General features: G+C 40.9%; 29 protein-coding genes. All 29 read left to right on the top strand.

Annotated elements, in window-relative coordinates:
- Window positions 1-8 precede the first annotated feature (8 nt).
- The 29 genes from rpoC (at window position 9) to QUF86_RS04700 (ending at window position 20,215) form a co-directional block, all read left to right on the top strand.
- Entirely contained in the window at window positions 9-3,608 is a 3,600-nt protein-coding gene (gene rpoC, locus QUF86_RS04840; protein ID WP_289318644.1) for a DNA-directed RNA polymerase subunit beta', read from the top strand.
- A gap of 291 nt (window positions 3,609-3,899) precedes the next feature.
- On the top strand, window positions 3,900-4,148 hold the full coding sequence (locus QUF86_RS04835) for a 50S ribosomal protein L7ae-like protein (RefSeq protein ID WP_034305040.1): 249 nt from the start codon (window positions 3,900-3,902) through the stop codon (window positions 4,146-4,148).
- Window positions 4,149-4,252: 104 nt separating this feature from the next.
- On the top strand, window positions 4,253-4,675 hold the full coding sequence (gene rpsL / locus QUF86_RS04830; RefSeq protein ID WP_289333731.1) for a 30S ribosomal protein S12: 423 nt from the start codon (window positions 4,253-4,255) through the stop codon (window positions 4,673-4,675).
- Window positions 4,676-4,716: 41 nt separating this feature from the next.
- Complete coding sequence (rpsG, locus tag QUF86_RS04825; protein WP_048677878.1) at window positions 4,717-5,187, top strand: 30S ribosomal protein S7; 471 nt, start codon at window positions 4,717-4,719, stop codon at window positions 5,185-5,187.
- A gap of 44 nt (window positions 5,188-5,231) precedes the next feature.
- Window positions 5,232-7,310 (top strand): elongation factor G, encoded by a 2,079-nt coding sequence (gene fusA, locus QUF86_RS04820; protein WP_289318645.1) that lies wholly within the window; start codon window positions 5,232-5,234, stop codon window positions 7,308-7,310.
- A 120-nt stretch (window positions 7,311-7,430) separates the two neighbouring features.
- Window positions 7,431-8,618 carry an elongation factor Tu gene (tuf, locus tag QUF86_RS04815; RefSeq protein WP_053349066.1) on the top strand — a complete coding sequence of 396 codons (1,188 nt, stop codon included), beginning with the start codon at window positions 7,431-7,433 and terminating at the stop codon, window positions 8,616-8,618.
- A gap of 421 nt (window positions 8,619-9,039) precedes the next feature.
- A complete protein-coding gene (rpsJ, locus tag QUF86_RS04810; protein ID WP_019244375.1) occupies window positions 9,040-9,348 on the top strand; it encodes a 30S ribosomal protein S10 in 309 nt (102 codons plus the stop codon).
- Window positions 9,349-9,388: 40 nt separating this feature from the next.
- Window positions 9,389-10,018 (top strand): 50S ribosomal protein L3, encoded by a 630-nt coding sequence (gene rplC / locus QUF86_RS04805; protein WP_061440382.1) that lies wholly within the window; start codon window positions 9,389-9,391, stop codon window positions 10,016-10,018.
- 25 nt (window positions 10,019-10,043) lie between these two features.
- On the top strand, window positions 10,044-10,667 hold the full coding sequence (rplD, locus tag QUF86_RS04800; protein ID WP_289318646.1) for a 50S ribosomal protein L4: 624 nt from the start codon (window positions 10,044-10,046) through the stop codon (window positions 10,665-10,667).
- A complete protein-coding gene (rplW, locus tag QUF86_RS04795) occupies window positions 10,667-10,951 on the top strand; it encodes a 50S ribosomal protein L23 (RefSeq protein WP_034305023.1) in 285 nt (94 codons plus the stop codon). Before rplD ends, rplW begins: the two co-directional genes overlap by 1 nt.
- A gap of 26 nt (window positions 10,952-10,977) precedes the next feature.
- Window positions 10,978-11,808 (top strand): 50S ribosomal protein L2, encoded by an 831-nt coding sequence (gene rplB, locus QUF86_RS04790; protein WP_061440383.1) that lies wholly within the window; start codon window positions 10,978-10,980, stop codon window positions 11,806-11,808.
- A gap of 60 nt (window positions 11,809-11,868) precedes the next feature.
- On the top strand, window positions 11,869-12,147 hold the full coding sequence (gene rpsS / locus QUF86_RS04785; RefSeq protein ID WP_034305018.1) for a 30S ribosomal protein S19: 279 nt from the start codon (window positions 11,869-11,871) through the stop codon (window positions 12,145-12,147).
- A gap of 17 nt (window positions 12,148-12,164) precedes the next feature.
- Window positions 12,165-12,506, top strand: a complete 342-nt coding sequence (gene rplV, locus QUF86_RS04780; RefSeq protein WP_061440384.1) for a 50S ribosomal protein L22 — start codon at window positions 12,165-12,167, stop codon at window positions 12,504-12,506.
- Between the two features lie 3 nt (window positions 12,507-12,509).
- The gene (rpsC, locus tag QUF86_RS04775) at window positions 12,510-13,166 is read left to right on the top strand and encodes a 30S ribosomal protein S3 (protein WP_289318647.1); all 657 of its coding nucleotides are present in this window, start codon (window positions 12,510-12,512) and stop codon (window positions 13,164-13,166) included.
- 1 nt (window position 13,167) lies between these two features.
- On the top strand, window positions 13,168-13,602 hold the full coding sequence (gene rplP / locus QUF86_RS04770) for a 50S ribosomal protein L16 (RefSeq protein ID WP_053349061.1): 435 nt from the start codon (window positions 13,168-13,170) through the stop codon (window positions 13,600-13,602).
- Window positions 13,592-13,795 (top strand): 50S ribosomal protein L29, encoded by a 204-nt coding sequence (gene rpmC / locus QUF86_RS04765; RefSeq protein WP_034305010.1) that lies wholly within the window; start codon window positions 13,592-13,594, stop codon window positions 13,793-13,795. The genes rplP and rpmC overlap by 11 nt, the downstream gene beginning before the upstream one ends.
- A gap of 18 nt (window positions 13,796-13,813) precedes the next feature.
- A complete protein-coding gene (rpsQ, locus tag QUF86_RS04760) occupies window positions 13,814-14,077 on the top strand; it encodes a 30S ribosomal protein S17 (protein ID WP_034305007.1) in 264 nt (87 codons plus the stop codon).
- A 41-nt stretch (window positions 14,078-14,118) separates the two neighbouring features.
- Complete coding sequence (gene rplN / locus QUF86_RS04755; RefSeq protein WP_061440386.1) at window positions 14,119-14,487, top strand: 50S ribosomal protein L14; 369 nt, start codon at window positions 14,119-14,121, stop codon at window positions 14,485-14,487.
- A gap of 43 nt (window positions 14,488-14,530) precedes the next feature.
- A complete protein-coding gene (rplX, locus tag QUF86_RS04750; RefSeq protein ID WP_061440387.1) occupies window positions 14,531-14,842 on the top strand; it encodes a 50S ribosomal protein L24 in 312 nt (103 codons plus the stop codon).
- A 29-nt stretch (window positions 14,843-14,871) separates the two neighbouring features.
- The gene (rplE, locus tag QUF86_RS04745; RefSeq protein WP_034305000.1) at window positions 14,872-15,411 is read left to right on the top strand and encodes a 50S ribosomal protein L5; all 540 of its coding nucleotides are present in this window, start codon (window positions 14,872-14,874) and stop codon (window positions 15,409-15,411) included.
- A 25-nt stretch (window positions 15,412-15,436) separates the two neighbouring features.
- Window positions 15,437-15,622, top strand: coding sequence for a type Z 30S ribosomal protein S14 (locus tag QUF86_RS04740; protein WP_034304998.1), 186 nt, complete (start codon window positions 15,437-15,439; stop codon window positions 15,620-15,622).
- Between the two features lie 30 nt (window positions 15,623-15,652).
- Window positions 15,653-16,051, top strand: a complete 399-nt coding sequence (gene rpsH, locus QUF86_RS04735) for a 30S ribosomal protein S8 (RefSeq protein ID WP_053349057.1) — start codon at window positions 15,653-15,655, stop codon at window positions 16,049-16,051.
- A gap of 30 nt (window positions 16,052-16,081) precedes the next feature.
- Window positions 16,082-16,618, top strand: a complete 537-nt coding sequence (gene rplF, locus QUF86_RS04730; RefSeq protein ID WP_289318648.1) for a 50S ribosomal protein L6 — start codon at window positions 16,082-16,084, stop codon at window positions 16,616-16,618.
- A 32-nt stretch (window positions 16,619-16,650) separates the two neighbouring features.
- Complete coding sequence (gene rplR, locus QUF86_RS04725; RefSeq protein ID WP_061440390.1) at window positions 16,651-17,013, top strand: 50S ribosomal protein L18; 363 nt, start codon at window positions 16,651-16,653, stop codon at window positions 17,011-17,013.
- Between the two features lie 22 nt (window positions 17,014-17,035).
- A complete protein-coding gene (rpsE, locus tag QUF86_RS04720; protein ID WP_034304987.1) occupies window positions 17,036-17,536 on the top strand; it encodes a 30S ribosomal protein S5 in 501 nt (166 codons plus the stop codon).
- Between the two features lie 16 nt (window positions 17,537-17,552).
- Entirely contained in the window at window positions 17,553-17,735 is a 183-nt protein-coding gene (gene rpmD / locus QUF86_RS04715) for a 50S ribosomal protein L30 (protein ID WP_289318649.1), read from the top strand.
- 32 nt (window positions 17,736-17,767) lie between these two features.
- Window positions 17,768-18,208: a 50S ribosomal protein L15 gene (gene rplO / locus QUF86_RS04710; RefSeq protein WP_034304982.1), complete on the top strand. Its 441-nt coding sequence runs from the start codon at window positions 17,768-17,770 to the stop codon at window positions 18,206-18,208.
- Entirely contained in the window at window positions 18,208-19,503 is a 1,296-nt protein-coding gene (gene secY / locus QUF86_RS04705; protein ID WP_289318650.1) for a preprotein translocase subunit SecY, read from the top strand. Before rplO ends, secY begins: the two co-directional genes overlap by 1 nt.
- Before the next feature lie 58 nt (window positions 19,504-19,561).
- Window positions 19,562-20,215, top strand: coding sequence for an adenylate kinase (locus tag QUF86_RS04700; RefSeq protein WP_289318651.1), 654 nt, complete (start codon window positions 19,562-19,564; stop codon window positions 20,213-20,215).
- Window positions 20,216-20,468 lie beyond the last annotated feature (253 nt).

The raw sequence follows: 20,468 nt of genomic DNA, 5'->3' as shown, positions 1-20,468 counted from the left end.
TAGGCCCCTTGTTAGACGTTAATAATTTTGAGTATATGAAAATTGGTCTTGCTTCACCAGACAAGATTCGTTCTTGGTCCCATGGAGAAGTTAAAAAACCAGAAACAATCAACTATCGTACGTTAAAGCCAGAAAAAGACGGTTTATTCTGTGAGAGAATTTTTGGACCTCAAAAGGACTGGGAATGTCATTGCGGAAAATATAAACGTGTTCGTTATAAAGGCGTAGTCTGTGACCGTTGTGGCGTCGAAGTCACTCGTGCTAAGGTACGTCGTGAGCGTATGGGTCATATTGAGCTGGCAGCTCCAGTTTCACACATATGGTATTTTAAAGGAATCCCTAGCCGTATGGGACTTGTTCTTGACATGTCTCCACGTGCATTGGAAGAAGTTATTTACTTCGCATCTTACGTAGTAACTGAAACGGGCGATACAACTTTAGAAAAGAAACAACTTCTTTCTGAAAAGGAATATCGTACATACCGTGAGAAATACGGTAAGAAGTTCCAAGCTGCCATGGGTGCGGAAGCTATTAAAAAACTTTTACAAGATATTGATACGGAAAAGGAAGTAGAGTCGTTGAAAGAGGAGCTTAAAACAGCTCAAGGACAACGCAGGACCCGTGCAATCAAACGCTTGGAAGTGCTTGAAGCATTCCGTAACTCCGGAAATGAGCCTTCATGGATGATCCTGGACGTGCTTCCGGTCATTCCACCGGAACTTCGCCCGATGGTTCAACTTGATGGTGGACGTTTTGCCACATCTGATCTAAATGATTTATATCGCCGTGTTATCAACCGTAATAATCGGTTGAAAAGATTACTGGACCTTGGGGCACCAAGCATTATCGTTCAAAATGAGAAGCGTATGCTACAAGAAGCTGTCGATGCTCTTATCGATAATGGCCGTCGCGGCCGTCCGGTAACTGGACCTGGTAACCGTCCGTTGAAATCTTTATCTCACATGTTAAAAGGTAAACAAGGTCGTTTCCGTCAAAACCTTCTTGGTAAACGTGTTGATTATTCTGGCCGTTCCGTTATCGTAGTTGGACCAAACTTAAAGATGTACCAATGTGGTCTTCCGAAAGAAATGGCGATTGAATTATTCAAACCATTCGTTATGAAGGAGCTTGTTCAAAGAGGTCTAGCGCATAACATCAAATCTGCCAAGCGCAAAATTGAACGTTTATCTCCTGAAATATGGGATGTACTAGAAGAAGTCATTAGAGAACATCCAGTACTATTGAACCGTGCACCGACTCTTCACAGACTTGGTATCCAAGCGTTTGAACCAACGTTGGTTGAAGGTCGCGCAATTCGTTTGCATCCGCTCGTATGTACAGCTTACAACGCTGACTTTGACGGTGACCAAATGGCGGTCCACGTTCCTCTATCTTCTGAAGCCCAAGCCGAAGCACGCATGCTTATGCTTGCAGCACAGAACATTTTGAACCCTAAAGATGGTAAACCTGTCGTAACACCTTCTCAAGATATGGTATTAGGTAACTATTACTTAACATTGGAAAGAGAAGGCGCTATCGGTGAGGGTATGATCTTTAAAGATACAAGTGAAGCATTACTTGCATACCAAAACGGATATGTACACCTGCATTCCCGTTGTGCCGTACATGCATCGTCACTAAATAATGAAACTTTCACTGAAGCGCAAAACAGCCAACTTCTAATTACGACCGTTGGTAAATTGATCTTCAATGAAATTTTACCAAAATCATTCCCGTATATTAACGAACCAACACGATATAATTTGGAAACGAAAACTCCAGAGAAATATTTTGTGGAAAAAGGCGCTAATATCCCTGAAATGATTAAGGCCCAACCTGCTATCGATCCATTCAAGAAAAAAATTCTTGGAAATATCATTGCGGAAGTCTTTAAACGTTTTAAAATTACCGAAACATCCAAAATGCTTGACCGGATGAAAGATCTTGGTTTCAAATATTCGACAAAAGCTGGTATTACCGTTGGTGTGGCTGATATTGTCGTTTTAAAAGAAAAACAAGAAATCATCACTGAGGCTCAAACCAAAGTGGATAACGTCTTGAAACAGTTCAGACGTGGTCTGATTACAGAGGATGAGCGTTATGATCGCGTTATCTCAATTTGGAGTGCTGCCAAGGATACCATTCAGTCCAAACTTATGGACTCACTGGACCGACGCAACCCGATCTTCATGATGAGTGACTCCGGTGCCCGTGGTAATGCTTCCAACTTTACGCAGCTTGCGGGTATGCGTGGTTTGATGGCCAACCCGGCTGGACGTATCATTGAATTACCGATCAAATCAAGTTTCCGTGAAGGTTTAACAGTGTTAGAGTACTTCATCTCTACACATGGTGCGCGTAAAGGTCTTGCCGATACAGCACTTAAAACAGCCGATTCCGGTTACCTTACCCGTCGACTTGTTGACGTTGCCCAAGATGTCATCATCCGTGATGACGATTGTGGAACGGACCGCGGTTTGAAAATTTCAGCCTTGAGAGAGGGCACTGAAATAATTGAGCATCTTGAAGAGCGCCTAGTAGGCCGTTATGCAAGAAAAGCGATTAAACATCCAGAAACAAATGAAGTGATCGTGGCTGAAAATGATCTTATCACTGAAGATCTTGCTGATTATATTGATTCACTTGGAATTGAAACAGCTTGGATCCGTTCTGCCTTTACATGTAACACCAGCCATGGTGTATGTAAAAAATGTTATGGACGCAACTTGGCTACCGGTCAAGAAGTTGAAGTGGGCGAAGCAGTCGGTATTATCGCCGCTCAATCAATCGGAGAACCTGGTACACAGTTAACGATGCGTACATTCCATACTGGTGGGGTTGCTGGGGACGATATCACTCAAGGTCTTCCTCGTATCCAAGAGATATTTGAAGCGAGAAACCCTAAAGGTCAAGCCGTCATTTCCGAAATCGAAGGAACGATTGTTTCGATTAATGAAATTCGGGATAAACAACAGGAAATCGTTGTTCAAGGAGCAGTTGAATCACGCACATATACTGCGCCGTACACAGCGCGCTTAAGAGTAACTGTTGATACGCCTGTCCGTCGTGGTGAAGAATTAACAGAGGGTTCTATCGATCCGAAAGAATTGCTGAAGGTTACAGATGTACTTACTGTTCAGGAATACCTGCTTCATGAAGTTCAAAAAGTATACCGGATGCAAGGGGTTGAAATCGGTGATAAACACATCGAGGTAATGGTTAGACAAATGATGCGTAAAGTCCGTGTGCTTGACGCAGGTGAAACTGAAGTACTTCCAGGAACATTATTGGATGTTAACCAATTCACTACTGCAAACACAGATGCATTGTTGACTAACAAGTTACCTGCTACAGGACGCCCTGTATTACTGGGTATCACGAAAGCATCCCTAGAAACGGATTCCTTCTTGTCCGCCGCGTCATTCCAAGAAACGACTAGAGTCTTGACTGATGCAGCAATAAAAGGAAAACGTGATGAATTGCTTGGACTTAAAGAAAATGTCATCATCGGTAAACTTGTCCCTGCAGGAACAGGAATGCTTAGATACAGAAAAGCAAACCCTGTCGTTGTTGGTGACGAAAGTGCCGATACAGTAACAGTGGATTAAAGGAAAAAGGACCAGCTCAATTAAAACTGAAAACCACACTCCTGTATTCGAGTGGAGCTGAAGGGTCAGAATTTATTGTGCTGGTCTCTCTTATTACTCAAGGTCGCCTGAAAAGAAGTACGAGGAATGGATATATTACCTCTAGGCAAATTGATAATCTTAATAGAATTATGTAAGGAAAACCTTTTGCTTGAAATATTTTTTATGAAAGAAGTTGACAGTATCCGACTTATAATGATACTATAGCAAAGGTGCTCCTATGTTACCCTGTAACTTTGGAGGATATGGACCATGTCTTATGAAAAAGTAATACAGGCAAAGTCAGTGATTATAGGGACGAAACAAGCAGTTAGAGCTCTTAAAAACAATTTAATTCAAGAAGTTATCATCGCTGATGATGCAGATATATACTTGACTGGGCGTGTCGTTGAGACCGCTAAAGAATTGGATGTTCCTATCACATATGTTGATTCGATGAGAATGCTTGGCAAAGCATGTGGTATTGATGTCGGAGCAGCAACTGTTGCCATTAAAAAGTAAAAATGTTTTTGCAATAATATTTGCAAAGACTTTGTTTTTACCCATTTATGAACCACCTGGATGTGTGGTACTAGAAATGAAAACGTGAAGGGAGGAAAAATGTAATGCCTACTATTAATCAATTAGTGCGTAAAGGACGCGAGTCTAAAGAGGTTAAATCAAAATCTCCAGCACTTAACAAAGGCTACAACAGCTTTAAAAAAGCACAAACTAACGTATCATCTCCGCAAAAACGTGGTGTTTGCACTCGTGTGGGTACTATGACACCGAAAAAACCAAACTCCGCGTTACGTAAATATGCGCGTGTACGTTTAACAAACGGTATCGAGGTAACAGCTTATATCCCAGGTATCGGTCACAACCTACAAGAACACAGCGTGGTTCTTATCCGTGGCGGTCGTGTAAAAGATTTACCAGGAGTACGTTATCACATCGTACGTGGTGCTCTTGATACTGCTGGAGTTAACAATCGTATGCAAGGCCGTTCTAAATACGGTACTAAGCGTCCGAAAGTAGCAAAAAAATAATCTCAAACAAAAATTAAACTTTCTTGAAAGGAGGAAATATAATGCCTCGTAAAGGACCTGTAACGAAAAGAGACGTATTACCAGATCCAATTTATAATTCAAAACTTGTGACTCGCTTAATCAACAAATTAATGGTTGATGGACAAAGAGGTAAATCACAAAAAATTCTTTACTCTGCATTTGATTTAATCAAAGAACGTACTGGCAATGAGCCGATCGAAGTTTTTGATCAAGCACTTAAAAACATCATGCCTGTATTAGAAGTAAAAGCACGCCGTGTGGGTGGAGCTAACTACCAAGTACCAGTTGAGGTGCGTCCAGACCGTAAATCGACTCTAGGACTTCGTTGGTTAGTAAACTACTCTCGCCTTCGTGGAGAAAAAACGATGGAAGAGCGTTTAGCTTATGAAATCATGGATGCTGCCAACAATACTGGAGCAGCAGTTAAGAAGCGTGAAGATACACACAAAATGGCTGAAGCTAACAAAGCATTCGCTCATTATCGCTGGTAAGATTAATTACTATAAAATCCTTATAGAAGGAAGGAGAAAGACAAATGGCAAGAGAGTTCTCCTTAGCAAACACTCGTAATATCGGTATCATGGCTCACATCGATGCTGGTAAAACGACAACAACAGAACGTGTTCTATATTACACTGGTAAAATCCACAAAATCGGTGAAACACACGAAGGTGCTTCACAAATGGACTGGATGGAACAGGAACAAGAACGCGGAATCACGATCACATCCGCTGCAACAACAGCACAGTGGAAAGGTCACCGTGTAAACATCATCGATACACCGGGACACGTAGACTTCACAGTTGAAGTTGAACGTTCTTTGCGCGTACTTGATGGAGCTGTAGCTGTACTTGATGCCCAATCAGGTGTTGAGCCTCAAACTGAAACAGTTTGGCGCCAAGCTACAACTTACGGTGTACCACGTGTCGTATTCGTAAATAAAATGGACAAAATCGGTGCAGACTTCCTCTACTCAGTTGGAACTATCATCGACCGTCTTCAAGCTAATGCACACCCAGTTCAGTTACCAATCGGCGCTGAAGATCAATTCTCTGCAATCATTGACCTTATTGAAATGAAAGCTCATTTCTATGGTAATGACCTAGGAACTGATATCTCTGTTGGTGAAATTCCTGAAGAACATCGCGAATTAGCTGAAGAATACCGTGAAAAGCTTGTTGAAGCAGTAGCGGAAGTTAATGAAGACTTAATGGAAAAATACCTTGGCGGCGAAGAAATCAGCGTTGCTGAATTAAAAGCTGCTATTCGTACAGCAACCGTTAACGTTGAATTCTTCCCAGTTATCTGTGGATCAGCTTTCAAAAACAAAGGTGTTCAATTAATGCTTGATAACGTTATCGACTTCCTTCCATCTCCATTGGACGTACCAGCTATTAAAGGTACTCTGCCGGATTCAGAAGAAGAAGTAGAACGTCATTCAGATGATTCTGAACCGTTCTCAGCTTTAGCGTTTAAAGTTATGACTGACCCTTACGTTGGTAAACTTACATTCTTCCGTGTGTACTCAGGTACATTAGAATCAGGATCATATGTAATCAACTCAACTAAAGGTAAACGTGAACGTATTGGACGTATCCTTCAAATGCATGCAAACAGCCGTGAAGAAATCTCAACTGTATACGCAGGGGATATCGCAGCAGCTGTTGGATTGAAAGATACTACAACTGGAGATACACTATGTGATGACAAGAACCAAGTAATTCTTGAATCAATGGTATTCCCAGAGCCGGTTATTTCACTTTCAGTAGAACCGAAATCAAAAGCAGACCAAGACAAAATGTCTCAAGCTTTACAAAAGCTACAAGATGAAGATCCAACATTCCGTGCGCATACTGACCAAGAAACTGGTCAAACGATCATCGCTGGTATGGGTGAACTTCACTTGGACATCCTTGTTGACCGTATGCGTCGCGAATTCAAAGTGGAAGCAAACGTTGGTGCTCCTCAAGTAGCATACCGTGAAACTTTCCGTGGTTCAGCTAAGGTTGAAGGTAAATTCGTTCGCCAATCAGGTGGTCGTGGACAATTTGGACACGTATGGATTGAATTTGGTCCAAACGAAGAAGGTAAAGGATTCGAATTTGAAAATGCTATCGTCGGTGGTGTAGTACCACGTGAATATATCCCTGCTGTACAAGCTGGATTAGTTGATTCACTTGACCGTGGTGTACTTGCTGGTTACCCGCTAGTCGACATCAAAGCAAAATTATTTGACGGTTCATACCATGACGTTGACTCCAACGAAATGGCATTTAAAATTGCTGCTTCAATGGCACTTAAAAATGCTGCTTCTAAGTGTAAACCGGTTATCCTTGAACCAATCATGAAAGTGGAAGTAGTTATTCCTGAAGATTATCTAGGTGACATCATGGGAGATATCACATCTCGTCGTGGTCGCGTAGAAGGTATGGAAGCTCGCGGTAACACGCAAATGGTTAAAGCGATGGTTCCACTATCTGAAATGTTCGGATATGCTACATCTCTACGTTCTAACACACAAGGACGCGGAACATTCTCTATGCACTTCGACCATTATGAAGAAGTACCTAAGAGCATTTCTGAAGAGATCATCAAAAAAAATAAAGGTGAATAATTGATTTTCACCTCTTATTAAAGTATAACTATCTTATGTAAGCTGTGATGGAAGAATTAGTCTTCTTTCACAGCCCTATATACTTAATCTTTTATTTATAATTTTAAGGAGGAATTCCTAATGGGAAAAGCTAAATTTGATCGTTCAAAACCGCACGTTAACGTTGGAACAATTGGTCACGTCGACCATGGTAAAACAACTCTAACAGCTGCAATCACAACTGTACTTGCTAAAACTGGTGGAGCAGAAGCTCGCGCTTATGACCAAATCGATGGTGCTCCAGAAGAAAGAGAACGTGGTATCACAATCTCTACTGCACACGTTGAGTACGAAACAGCTACTCGTCACTATGCACACGTTGACTGCCCAGGACATGCTGACTATGTTAAAAACATGATCACTGGTGCTGCACAAATGGACGGCGGAATCCTAGTAGTATCTGCTGCTGATGGCCCAATGCCACAAACTCGTGAGCACATCCTTCTTTCTCGTCAAGTAGGTGTACCATTCCTAGTAGTATTCATGAACAAATGCGACATGGTTGATGACGAAGAACTTCTTGAATTAGTAGAAATGGAAATTCGTGACCTTCTTTCTGAATACGAATTCCCTGGCGATGACATTCCAGTTATCAAAGGATCTGCACTAAAAGCTCTTCAAGGAGAAGCTGCTTGGGAAGAAAAAATTCATGAATTAATGACAGCTGTTGACGAGTATATCCCAGAACCAACTCGTGACACTGACAAACCATTCATGATGCCAGTTGAGGATGTATTCTCTATCACTGGTCGTGGTACAGTTGCTACTGGCCGTGTTGAGCGTGGACAAGTTAAAGTCGGTGACGTTGTTGATATCATCGGTTTCAACGAAGAGTCTAAACCAACAACTGTAACAGGTGTTGAAATGTTCCGTAAACTTCTTGACTATGCTGAAGCTGGTGACAACATCGGTGCACTTCTTCGTGGTGTATCCCGTGAAGATATCCAACGTGGACAAGTACTTGCTAAACCAGGTACAATCACTCCACACACAAAGTTCAAAGCTGAAGTTTATGTTCTATCTAAAGAAGAAGGTGGACGTCACACTCCATTCTTTACAAACTACCGTCCTCAGTTCTACTTCCGTACAACTGACGTAACTGGTATTTGTAACCTTCCAGAAGGCGTAGAAATGGTTATGCCTGGAGACAACATCGAAATGACTGTAGAACTTATCGCTCCAATCGCTATCGAAGAAGGTACTAAATTCTCTATCCGTGAGGGTGGACGTACTGTAGGCGCTGGCGTCGTTGCTACAATCACTGAGTAATTAATTCTTAAATGAATATTGGAAGGGACGCCTTCCGGGAAAAGCAGATGGGACGCCATCTGCTTTTTTTCTATTTTAGAGGACTTTTCATGTTTACTTCTATAATATCCATTGAAAAATGGAAGTATTCCAAAGAGAATGTTGTTGATTTATCAAATGAAGAAAATGGATATGAAAGACCGTGTAGAATGTACTTGTAAATACTTGAGATAGTATGTATAATAATAAAAGTGTGTTGCACAAGAAAAATCTAAGTTTAACTTGCATTCTACTTGTGCTTTATGTATAATAGACAATGTTGGTCTTTGACTGCGATGATATGGAAGGTTGCTGACACACCCGGCCGCTTTGCCATGGCGAGTGTGTGGGAAATTTCCGTTGAGAAGGTCTATTTTAAAATAGGCGAAAAGGAGGGAAAATTATGGCAAAACAAAAAATTCGTATCCGTTTAAAAGCATATGATCACAGAATTCTTGATCAATCTGCTGAGAAAATTGTTGAAACTGCAAAACGTTCTGGTGCGGCTGTATCTGGTCCGATTCCATTGCCTACTGAAAGATCGGTTTACACGATCCTACGTGCGGTTCATAAATACAAAGACTCTCGTGAACAATTCGAAATGCGTACGCATAAACGTCTAATCGACATCGTTAATCCAACTCCACAAACAGTTGATTCATTGATGCGTTTAGATTTACCATCAGGCGTTGACATTGAAATCAAATTATAATTCATATAAATATGAACAATTACTCTAGGAGGTGTGACTTATGACCAAAGGAATCTTAGGAAGAAAAATCGGTATGACTCAAGTTTTTGCTGAAAACGGCGAACTTATCCCGGTAACAGTTATCGAAGCTGCTAATAACGTGGTTCTTCAAAAGAAAACTGTTGAAACTGATGGCTATGAAGCAGTTCAAGTTGGTTTTGAAAACAAACGTGAAAAGCTTTCTAACAAACCTGAAAAGGGACATGTTGAAAAAGCAAATACTACTCCTAAGCGCTTCATTCGCGAATTCCGCGGAACGGATCTTACTGAATATGAGATCGGTCAAGAAGTCAATGTTAGTATTTTCGCAGAAGGCGATTTAGTAGATGTTTCAGGAATTTCAAAAGGTAAAGGTTTCCAAGGCGCTATCAAACGTCACGGACAATCTCGCGGACCGATGACTCATGGTTCTCGTTACCACCGTCGCCCAGGTTCAATGGGTCCTGTAGCTCCAAACCGCGTATTCAAAGGTAAATTATTACCTGGACGTATGGGTGGAGAACAAATTACTGTTCAAAACTTGGCTATCGTTAAAGTTGATGTTGAACGTAACCTACTATTGATCAAAGGTAATGTACCTGGTGCTAGAAAAGCATTGATCAAAGTTAAAACTGCTGTTAAAGCAAAGTAATTTCTGAGAAAGGAGGAGCAATAGAATGCCAAAAGTTACATTGTTCAACCAAACAGGTTCACAAGTTGGCGACATCGAACTAAATGAATCCATCTTTGGTATCGAACCTAATAATCATGTATTATTTGAAGCAATCATTATGCAACGAGCTTCCTTACGTCAAGGAACTCATAAAGTTAAAAACCGTTCTGAAGTTGCAGGCGGTGGACGTAAACCTTGGAAACAAAAAGGAACTGGACGTGCGCGTCAAGGTTCTATCCGTTCTCCACAATGGCGTGGCGGTGGCGTTGTTTTTGGACCAACTCCAAGATCTTACGCTTACAAGCTACCTAAAAAGGTACGTCGTTTAGCTATTAAATCTGCATTGTCTGCAAAGGCATTGGAAGAGAACATTTTGGTACTTGAAAGCTTGTCTTTCGAAGCTCCAAAAACAAAAGAATTTGTAGCAGTACTTAATAACCTTTCTATTGATACTAAAACGTTGATTGTTACTGACGGATTAGATGAGAAAGTTGCTCTTTCTGCACGTAACATCCCTGGTGTTACTGTAGTTGAAGCTGTTGGTCTTAATGTTCTTGATGTTGTATCACACAACAAATTGATCTTGACTAAATCAGCTGTCGAAAAAGTAGAGGAGGTGCTTGCATAATGGATGCACGCGATATCATTAAGCGCCCCGTAATCACTGAACGCTCTTCAGACATAATGGCTGAAAAAAAATATACTTTTGAAGTTGATGTTAGAGCTAACAAAACTCAAGTTAAAGATGCTGTTCAAGAAATTTTCGGCGTTAAAGTTGAGAAAGTTAACATCATGAACTACAAAGGTAAATTTAAACGTATGGGCAAACATGCAGGCTATACTAACAAGCGCCGTAAAGCAATTGTTAAATTAACTGCTGACAGCAAAGAAATCGAGCTTTTCGAGGCTTAATTCATTAGAGAAGGAGGGAAATACAAATGGCGATTAAGAAGTATAAACCTACCTCTAACGGTCGACGTAATATGACAACTTCCGATTTTGCTGAGATTACTACAGACAAACCGGAAAAATCATTACTTGCTCCTTTACACAGCAAAGGCGGCCGTAATAACCAAGGTAAGTTAACAGTTCGTCATCAAGGTGGCGGCCACAAGCGTCAATACCGTATCATCGATTTCAAACGGAATAAAGATGGTATACCAGGACGCGTTGCTACTATTGAGTACGATCCAAATCGTTCTGCAAACATTGCATTAATTAATTACGTTGATGGAGAAAAACGTTATATCCTAGCTCCGAAAAACCTAGAAGTAGGTTTGGAAATCATGTCAGGTCCAGAAGCTGACATTAAAGTGGGTAACGCACTTCCTCTTATTAACATCCCAGTTGGTACAGTAATTCATAACATCGAACTTAAACCAGGAAAAGGTGGACAATTAGTCCGTTCAGCAGGAACATCTGCTCAAGTACTTGGTAAAGAAGGTCGTTATGTACTTGTACGTTTAAACTCAGGTGAGGTTCGTATGATTCTTGCTACTTGCCGTGCTACAATCGGGCAAGTTGGTAATGAACAACATGAACTTATCAACATTGGTAAAGCTGGCCGTAACCGTTGGTTAGGTAAACGCCCAACAGTTCGTGGATCAGTAATGAACCCGAACGATCACCCGCATGGTGGTGGTGAAGGTAAAGCTCCAATCGGACGTAAATCACCAATGTCTCCATGGGGTAAACCAACTCTTGGATTCAAAACTCGTAAGAAGAAAAATAAATCCGATAAATTTATCGTACGTCGTCGTAAAAAATAACGGGATTGACCTACGGTTCATATATAGAACCGTAGAACAGTCACGAAGGGAGGTACTCGCATGGGTCGTAGCTTAAAAAAAGGGCCTTTTGTTGATGATCATTTATTGGTAAAAGTTGAAAAATTAAATGAAGCTGACAAGAAACAGGTAGTAAAAACTTGGTCTCGTCGCTCAACAATCTTCCCGCAATTCATCGGACATACAATCGCTGTTTATGACGGTCGTAAGCATGTGCCGGTTTATGTAACAGAAGATATGGTAGGTCACAAACTAGGCGAATTCGCGCCTACACGCACTTATAAAGGTCACGCAAGTGATGACAAGAAAACAAGACGTTAATGAGAGGAGGGCATCTCATGCAAGCAAAAGCTGTCGCTAGAACAGTTCGTATTGCTCCTCGTAAAGTGCGTTTAGTCGCAGATTTAATTCGAGGAAAACAAGTAGGTGAAGCAGTAGCGATTCTTCGCTTAACACCAAAATCTGCTTCTCCAGTCGTAGAAAAAATTCTGAAATCTGCTATCGCAAATGCAGAACATAACTACGAAATGGATATCAATAACCTAGTCGTTTCAGAGGCATACGTTAACGAAGGACCAACATTAAAACGTTTCCGTCCTCGCGCTCAAGGTCGTGCGAGTGCAATTAACAAACGTACTAGTCATATTACAATCGTTGTATCAGAAAAGAAGGAGGGGTAATCTGTGGGTCAAAAGGTAAATCCAGTCGGTTTGCGTATCGGGATCATCCGTGATTGGGAATCCAAATGGTACGCTGATAAAGACTACGCAGTTCTTTTGCATGAAGACCTTAAAGTTCGTGAGTATATCGCGAAACGTTTAAGTGATGCTTCTGTATCAAAAGTTGAAATCGAACGTGCAGCTAACCGTATCAATGTATCTGTTCACACTGCTAAACCAGGAATGGTTATCGGTAAGGGCGGTACTGAAGTTGAAGCACTTCGTAAAGCTTTGAACCAGTTAACTGGCAAAAGAGTTCATATCAATATCATTGAAATTAAAAGAGCAGATCTTGACGCAAAATTGGTTGCTGAAAACATCGCTCGTCAATTAGAAAACCGTGTTTCATTCCGTCGTGCTCAAAAACAAGCTATCCAACGTACTATGCGTTCTGGCGCACAAGGAATCAAAACTCAGGTTTCTGGTCGTCTTGGCGGTGCTGATATTGCTCGTGCTGAACATTACAGCGAAGGAACAGTTCCACTTCACACACTTCGTGCTGACATAGATTATGCTCATGCTGAAGCAGATACTACTTACGGTAAGCTAGGCGTGAAAGTTTGGATCTACCGTGGAGAAGTTCTTCCTACTAAGAAGAAATCTGAGGAAGGAGGAAAATAATATGTTATTGCCAAAACGCGTAAAATACCGTCGTGAACACCGCGGTAAGATGAGAGGGATGGCTAAGGGCGGCACTGAAGTTCATTTTGGAGAATTTGGACTTCAAGCTCAAGAAGCTTCCTGGATCACTAACCGCCAAATCGAAGCAGCTCGTATTGCGATGACTCGTTATATGAAACGTGGAGGAAAAGTTTGGATCAAAATTTTCCCAAGCAAACCTTACACAGCTAAGCCGCTTGAAGTACGGATGGGTTCCGGTAAAGGTGCTCCTGAAGGTTGGGTAGCAGTTGTTAAACCGGGCAAAGTATTGTTTGAAATCTCTGGTGTATCTGAAGAGGTGGCAAGAGAAGCATTGCGCCTTGCAGCACACAAACTTCCAATCAAATGCAAGTTTGTAAAAAGAGAGGAAATTGGTGGTGAAACAAATGAAAGCTAATGAAATCAAAGATCTAACCACTGCTGAAATTGAACAAAAACTAAAATCTCTTAAAGAAGAACTATTTAATCTTCGTTTCCAGTTAGCTACTGGACAACTTGAAAATACAGCTCGCATCCGTGAAGTTCGCAAATCGATTGCTCGTATGAAAACAGTTGTTCGTCAAAGAGAGATCGGTGTCACTAATCGATAATGAATGGAGGTTTGCAGAATGAGCGAACGCAACCAACGCAAAATCTACACTGGCCGCGTAGTATCCGATAAAATGGATAAAACAGTAACAGTTGTTGTAGAAACCTATAAAAAGCATTCTTTATACGGTAAACGCGTGAAATACTCTAAAAAGTTAAAAGCTCATGACGAGCTAAACGAAGCTAAAGCAGGCGACGTAGTACGTATCATGGAAACTCGTCCACTTTCAGCTACAAAGCGCTTCCGTCTTGTAGAAGTAGTAGAAAAAGCAGTAATCATTTAATATAGTTCGGATTAAGCTAATTCCGAAGGGAGGTACCGTACATGATTCAACAAGAATCTCGTTTAAAAGTCGCTGACAATTCAGGTGCTCGTGAAGTGCTAACAATTAAAGTCCTAGGTGGTTCTGGCCGTAAAACTGCAAACATCGGTGATGTCATCGTTTGTACAGTTAAACAGGCAACACCAGGAGGCGTTGTTAAAAAAGGTGAAGTCGTTAAGGCTGTTGTTGTCCGTACAAAACGTGGTATGCGTCGTCCTGACGGTTCTTACATTCGTTTTGATGAAAACGCATGTGTAATTATCCGTGACGATAAGAGCCCACGTGGAACTCGTATTTTTGGACCTGTTGCTCGTGAATTACGTGACAATAGTTTCATGAAGATCGTTTCTCTAGCTCCAGAAGTTCTATAATATGTAAAAATTGTATAAAGCCTTTCAAGGAGGTGCCAAGCTAATGCATGTTAAAAAAGGTGACAAAGTCGTAGTCATCTCTGGTAAGGACAAAGGCAAACAAGGAACAATTCTTGAAGCATATCCGAAACAAAATCGTGTGCTTGTTGAAGGAATTAACATCGTGAAAAAGCATTCCAAGCCATCTCAAATTAATCCACAAGGTGGAATTATCAGCAGAGAAGCTGCTATTCACGTATCCAATGTAATGCCACTTGATCCTAAATCAGGTAAACCGACTCGTGTTGGATATAAGATTGAAAATGGTAAAAAAGTACGCGTAGCTAAAATATCAGGTGAATCTTTAGATAAATAAGTCATAAATGAAGGGAGGTACACTAAGCAATGAGCCGCCTTAAAGAAAAATTCAGAAGTGAAATTACACCATCATTGATGGGTAAATTCAACTATCAATCAGTAATGCAAGTACCAAACATTGAGAAAATCGTTATTAACATGGGTGTGGGTGACGCAGTATCTAACTCAAAAGCTTTAGATACAGCTGTTGAAGAACTTACATTGATCACTGGTCAAAAACCAGTTATAACAAAAGCTAAAAAATCAATCGCAGGCTTCCGTTTGCGTGAAGGTATGCCTATCGGAGCGAAAGTTACATTACGTGGAGAGCGTATGTATCAATTCCTTGATAAGCTAGTATCTGTATCTTTACCACGTGTACGTGATTTCCGCGGCGTTTCAAAGAAATCCTTTGACGGACGTGGGAACTATACATTAGGTGTTAAAGAACAACTTATCTTCCCTGAGATTGATTACGATAAAGTGAGCAAAGTTCGTGGTATGGATATCGTTATCGTAACGACTGCCAACACTGACGAAGAAGCTCGTGAACTACTTACTCAAGTTGGAATGCCGTTCCAAAAGTAATCTCTAAATAAAGGGAGGCGAAATCGTGGCTAAAAAGTCTATGATCGTAAAGCAAAAACGCGAACAAAAGTTTAAAGTACAAGAATATACACGTTGCGAACGTTGCGGACGTCCACATTCTGTATTACGTAAATTTAAACTTTGTCGTATTTGTTTCCGCGAACTTGCATATAAAGGACAAATTCCTGGCGTTAAAAAAGCTAGCTGGTAAAACCCGAGTTTGGGAAGGAGGTAAAATATAATGGTCATGACAGATCCTATTGCAGATATGCTTACTCGCATCCGTAATGCGAATATGGTTCGTCACGAAAAACTAGAAGTTCCTGCTTCAAAGATCAAGAAAGAAATTGCTGAGATCTTAAAGCGTGAAGGCTTCGTACGTGACTTTGAATTAATCGAAGACAACAAACAAGGTATCATCCGTATCTTCTTAAAATACGGTGCAAACAACGAACGTGTTATCACTGGTCTAAAACGTATCAGCAAACCTGGTTTGCGTGTATATGCAAAAACTGGAGAGGTACCACGCGTTCTTAACGGTTTAGGTATCGCAGTTGTTTCTACTTCTCACGGAGTTTTAACAGACAAGGAAGCTCGCTCTAAACAAGTTGGCGGAGAAGTTTTAGCATACGTTTGGTAATACATTTTCACAAGAATGGAGGTGCACAATATGTCTCGTATAGGTAAAAAACCTATTGAAATCCCTGCAGGCGTAACAGTTACTGTTAATGGAAGTGAAGTAACTGTTAAAGGACCTAAAGGTGAATTAACTAGATCATTCAATCCTGATCTTACAATCGTTGTTGAAGAGAACGTGTTAACTGTAACACGTCCGTCTGACGAGAAGGCTCACCGTTCTTTACACGGAACTACTCGCGCACTTATCTCTAACATGGTTGAAGGTGTATCAACAGGATTTGTAAAATCACTTGAACTTATTGGGGTTGGGTACCGTGCACAAAAGCAAGGTACTAAGCTTATCCTTAACGTTGGATATTCCCACCCTGTAGAAATAGAACCAGAAGCGGGCGTTGAAGTCGAAGTTCCTTCTAATACAAAAGTAATCATCAAAGGTGCAAACAAAGAACGCGTAGGAGCTCTAGCAGCTAATATCCGTGATGTTCGCCCACCTGAACCGTATAAAGGTAAAGGTATTCGTTACGAAGGCGAATTCGTTCGTCGTAAAGAAGGTAAAACTGGTAAGTAATGCCGCATAAGTAAACGAAAGGAGTGACGTAAATGATTACGAAGCTTGATAAAAATGCTACTCGTCAGAAAAGACATGCACGTGTACGTGCTAAGCTTTCTGGAACAGAAGCTCGTCCTCGTTTAAATGTGTTTCGTTCAAACAAACACATTTACGCACAATTAATTGACGATGCACAAGGCGTAACATTAGCAAGTGCTTCAACTCTTGATAAAGAGATCAGTATCGAAGCTAGTAGCAATGCTGAAGCAGCTCAAAAAGTTGGCGAACTTATTGCGAAACGTGCTGTTGAAAAAGGTTTCAAAGCTGTGGTATTTGACCGCGGTGGTTACCTCTTCCATGGTCGTGTTAAAGCATTGGCTGACGCTGCTCGTGAAAACGGCTTAGAATTTTAATGGATAAGGAGGGACATAACAGATGCGTAGCATTGATCCTAATAAATTAGAACTTGAAGAACGCGTAGTTACAGTAAATCGTGTAGCTAAAGTTGTTAAAGGCGGACGTCGTTTCCGTTTCACTGCACTAGTTGTTGTTGGTGATAAAAATGGTCATGTTGGATTTGGTACTGGTAAAGCTCAAGAAGTTCCGGATGCTATCCGTAAAGCTATTGAGGATGCTAAGAAAAATCTAATTACAGTACCAATGGTTGGAACTACAATTCCTCACCTTGTGAACGGTCGCTATGGCGCAGGTCACATTCTATTGAAACCAGCTTCTGAAGGTACAGGAGTAATTGCTGGTGGTCCTGTTCGTGCGGTACTTGAATTAGGCGGAGTTAGCGATATCTTGTCTAAATCACTAGGTACTAATACACCTATTAATATGGTTCGCGCAACAATTGAAGGATTGAAGCAATTGAAACGTGCTGAAGACGTAGCTAAGTTACGTGGAAAATCAGTACAAGAACTGTTAGGATAAGGAGGGAAATCGAATTATGGCTAATAAATTAGAAATTACCCTCACTCGCAGCTTGATTGGTCGTCCAGAAGATCAACGTGTTACAGTTAACACTTTGGGTTTACGCAAAATGCATCAAACGGTTACTCATGAAGATAACCCTGCGATTCGCGGTATGATTACCAAAGTTGCTCATCTTGTTACTGTAAAAGAACAATAAAATAATTTTTAACTTAACAAGGAGGTGCCAACATGAAACTTCATGAGTTAAAAGCTGCAGAAGGTTCTCGTAAAGAACGTAAACGTAAAGGTCGCGGTATTGGATCTGGTAACGGTAAAACAGCAGGTAAAGGACATAAAGGACAAAACGCTCGCTCCGGCGGCGGTGTGCGTCTTGGATTTGAAGGGGGACAAACTCCTCTATTCAGACGTTTACCTAAACGTGGATTTACCAACATCAACCGTAAAGACTATGCTATCGTGAATCTCGATACGTTAAATCTTTTCGAAGACGGTACTGAAGTAACACCAGCTCTTTTACTTGAGACTGGAGTTGTAAGTAAAGAAAAAGCAGGAATCAAAATTCTTGCCAAAGGAAGCATTGAGAAAAAGCTTACTGTTAAAGCTCACAAATTCTCGTCTACTGCTAAAGAAGCTATCGAAGCTGCTGGCGGTAATACAGAGGTGATCTAATGTTTCGCACGATCTCCAATTTTATGCGCGTGGGTGAAATAAGGAATAAGATTATTTTTACCCTTCTAATGTTAATCGTCTATCGCATCGGTACATTTATACCTGTACCGCATGTGAATGCCGATTTTCTCGCTGAACAGGACCAGCTGAGCGTCATCGGTCTTTTAAATACCTTTGGCGGCGGAGCACTACAAAACTTTTCCATATTAGCGATGGGTATCATGCCATACATCACGGCATCTATCATCGTTCAACTATTACAGATGGATGTTGTACCTAAGTTCACTGAATGGTCTAAACAAGGAGAAGCAGGGCGCCGTAAATTAGCTCAATTCACTCGTTACTTCACTATTATCCTAGGATTCATCCAAGCTTTGGGTATGTCTTATGGGTTCAATAATATGTCAGGTGGCCAATTGATTGAAAATCCTGGAATTGCAACATACTTGCTTATTGCGACTGTCTTAACGGCAGGAACAGCTTTTCTTTTGTGGTTAGGGGAGCTGATCACTGCTAAGGGTGTGGGTAATGGGATTTCCATCATAATCTTTGCTGGTATCGTAGCTAGTTTGCCAACTACGGCAAATCAGATCTACGCCCAACAATTTGAAAATGCCGGGGATCAATTATTCTTACGAATCATAACGATTATCCTCATTGTTTTAGCAGTATTAGCAATCGTGGTTGCTGTCATCTTCATTCAGCAGGCATTACGAAAAATTCCTATTCAGTATGCGAAACGTGCTGCGGTAGGTCGTACACAAATGGGTGGCCAGTCTACACATTTACCATTGAAAGTAAATGCTGCGGGGGTTATTCCGGTAATCTTTGCAATGGCATTTATCATTACTCCCACTACAATCGCTTCTTTCTTCGGAAAGAACAGCGTCACTAGTTGGATATCAACAAATCTTGATTACACCAAGCCAATTGGTATGATCATTTATGTTGCTCTTATCATTGCTTTTGCGTATTTTTATGCATTCATTCAGGTTAACCCTGAACAAATGGCTGAGAATTTGAAAAAGCAAGGTGGCTATGTGCCGGGGATTCGTCCAGGTAAGAGTACACAAGAATATTTAACACGTGTTTTATACCGATTAACGTTTGTAGGCTCTATATTCTTAGCCATCATTGCCGTTTTACCGGTATTTTTCATTAAGCTTGCTGATCTACCTCAATCTGCACAGATTGGTGGCACTAGTTTGCTAATCGTAGTGGGGGTTGCCCTTGATACGATGAAGCAACTGGAATCACAACTTGTGAAGAGACACTATAAAGGCTTTATAAAGTAATGAGTTTTGGGAACGGTTTGTTCCCTTTACCCATTATAGAGTTTGAGGGGGAAGAAAATTGAATCTAGTGTTAATGGGTCTGCCGGGTGCTGGTAAGGGCACTCAAGCTGAACAAATCGTAGAAAAATATAATATCCCTCATATTTCTACTGGAGATATGTTCCGAACAGCTATCAAAGATGGAACAGAATTAGGTCTAAAGGCAAAATCATTCATGGACAAAGGCGAATTGGTACCTGATGAAGTTACCATTGGCATTGTACGTGAACGTTTAAGCAAGGAAGACTGCCTAAAGGGTTTTTTGCTTGATGGATTTCCACGTACTGTGGCACAGGCAGAGGCACTTGAAAGCATTCTTACTGATTTAGATCGAAAAATAAATTTTGTCATTAATATCGATGTGGATAAAAGCATCTTAATGGAAAGATTGACAGGACGTCGTATTTGCAAATCATGTGGTGCGACATATCATCTTGTATTCAATCCTCCTGCTAAAGATGATGTATGCGACCGCTGTGGCGGAGAATTATATCAACGTGCTGACGATAATGAAGAAACGGTTCAAAATCGCTTAGATGTGAATTTGAAACAAACCAAGCCACTTCTTGATTTCTACGGAGACAAAGGATACTTGGTCAACATTAATGGACAGCAAGATATTAATAAGGTATTTGAAAATATCGATGTGTTATTAGGTGCTTTGCAAAATTAATCATTCGTATTGATTTATGAAATTCATACCATTTTTATATCTTACTAGTTAAACTTGGTGCATTCCTTTAATACAAAGGGTATAATGGATTTCGCGAGAGCATTCGCACATTTATTAATCAGGTTCTTGTACTTGGTATTCCCTGAATTGGGCGATTACTTTTTAAGTGATCTTCATGGACATATCCGGTCGGCAAAATTGATGAAGAAATGCAGTGACTCTATTGGGATTCCTAAAGAGTCGTGATATAGAG

Origin of the sequence: Peribacillus sp. NJ11 (assembly GCF_030348405.1) — a bacterium.
In the GTDB taxonomy this organism is placed as follows: domain Bacteria; phylum Bacillota; class Bacilli; order Bacillales; family DSM-1321; genus Peribacillus.
The sequence above is the reverse complement of the archived record's forward strand: the minus strand, read 5'-3'. Positions and strand labels throughout refer to the sequence as shown.

Excerpts from the sequence above, each read along its gene's own strand:
- rplO (WP_034304982.1), top strand. The coding sequence starts at position 17,768 with ATGAAACTTCATGAGTTAAAAGCTGCAGAAGGTTCTCGTAAAGAACGT.
- rpsH (WP_053349057.1), top strand. The coding sequence starts at position 15,653 with ATGGTCATGACAGATCCTATTGCAGATATGCTTACTCGCATCCGTAAT.
- rpsG (WP_048677878.1), top strand. The coding sequence starts at position 4,717 with ATGCCTCGTAAAGGACCTGTAACGAAAAGAGACGTATTACCAGATCCA.
- rplF (WP_289318648.1), top strand. The coding sequence starts at position 16,082 with ATGTCTCGTATAGGTAAAAAACCTATTGAAATCCCTGCAGGCGTAACA.
- rplR (WP_061440390.1), top strand. The coding sequence starts at position 16,651 with ATGATTACGAAGCTTGATAAAAATGCTACTCGTCAGAAAAGACATGCA.
- fusA (WP_289318645.1), top strand. The coding sequence starts at position 5,232 with ATGGCAAGAGAGTTCTCCTTAGCAAACACTCGTAATATCGGTATCATG.
- rplX (WP_061440387.1), top strand. The coding sequence starts at position 14,531 with ATGCATGTTAAAAAAGGTGACAAAGTCGTAGTCATCTCTGGTAAGGAC.
- rpsS (WP_034305018.1), top strand. The coding sequence starts at position 11,869 with ATGGGTCGTAGCTTAAAAAAAGGGCCTTTTGTTGATGATCATTTATTG.
- rplW (WP_034305023.1), top strand. The coding sequence starts at position 10,667 with ATGGATGCACGCGATATCATTAAGCGCCCCGTAATCACTGAACGCTCT.
- rpmD (WP_289318649.1), top strand. The coding sequence starts at position 17,553 with ATGGCTAATAAATTAGAAATTACCCTCACTCGCAGCTTGATTGGTCGT.
- rplE (WP_034305000.1), top strand. The coding sequence starts at position 14,872 with ATGAGCCGCCTTAAAGAAAAATTCAGAAGTGAAATTACACCATCATTG.
- tuf (WP_053349066.1), top strand. The coding sequence starts at position 7,431 with ATGGGAAAAGCTAAATTTGATCGTTCAAAACCGCACGTTAACGTTGGA.
- secY (WP_289318650.1), top strand. The coding sequence starts at position 18,208 with ATGTTTCGCACGATCTCCAATTTTATGCGCGTGGGTGAAATAAGGAAT.
- QUF86_RS04835 (WP_034305040.1), top strand. The coding sequence starts at position 3,900 with ATGTCTTATGAAAAAGTAATACAGGCAAAGTCAGTGATTATAGGGACG.
- rplB (WP_061440383.1), top strand. The coding sequence starts at position 10,978 with ATGGCGATTAAGAAGTATAAACCTACCTCTAACGGTCGACGTAATATG.
- rpsQ (WP_034305007.1), top strand. The coding sequence starts at position 13,814 with ATGAGCGAACGCAACCAACGCAAAATCTACACTGGCCGCGTAGTATCC.
- rplD (WP_289318646.1), top strand. The coding sequence starts at position 10,044 with ATGCCAAAAGTTACATTGTTCAACCAAACAGGTTCACAAGTTGGCGAC.
- rplN (WP_061440386.1), top strand. The coding sequence starts at position 14,119 with ATGATTCAACAAGAATCTCGTTTAAAAGTCGCTGACAATTCAGGTGCT.
- rpsL (WP_289333731.1), top strand. The coding sequence starts at position 4,253 with ATGCCTACTATTAATCAATTAGTGCGTAAAGGACGCGAGTCTAAAGAG.
- rplC (WP_061440382.1), top strand. The coding sequence starts at position 9,389 with ATGACCAAAGGAATCTTAGGAAGAAAAATCGGTATGACTCAAGTTTTT.
- rplP (WP_053349061.1), top strand. The coding sequence starts at position 13,168 with ATGTTATTGCCAAAACGCGTAAAATACCGTCGTGAACACCGCGGTAAG.
- rplV (WP_061440384.1), top strand. The coding sequence starts at position 12,165 with ATGCAAGCAAAAGCTGTCGCTAGAACAGTTCGTATTGCTCCTCGTAAA.
- rpsE (WP_034304987.1), top strand. The coding sequence starts at position 17,036 with ATGCGTAGCATTGATCCTAATAAATTAGAACTTGAAGAACGCGTAGTT.
- rpsJ (WP_019244375.1), top strand. The coding sequence starts at position 9,040 with ATGGCAAAACAAAAAATTCGTATCCGTTTAAAAGCATATGATCACAGA.
- rpmC (WP_034305010.1), top strand. The coding sequence starts at position 13,592 with ATGAAAGCTAATGAAATCAAAGATCTAACCACTGCTGAAATTGAACAA.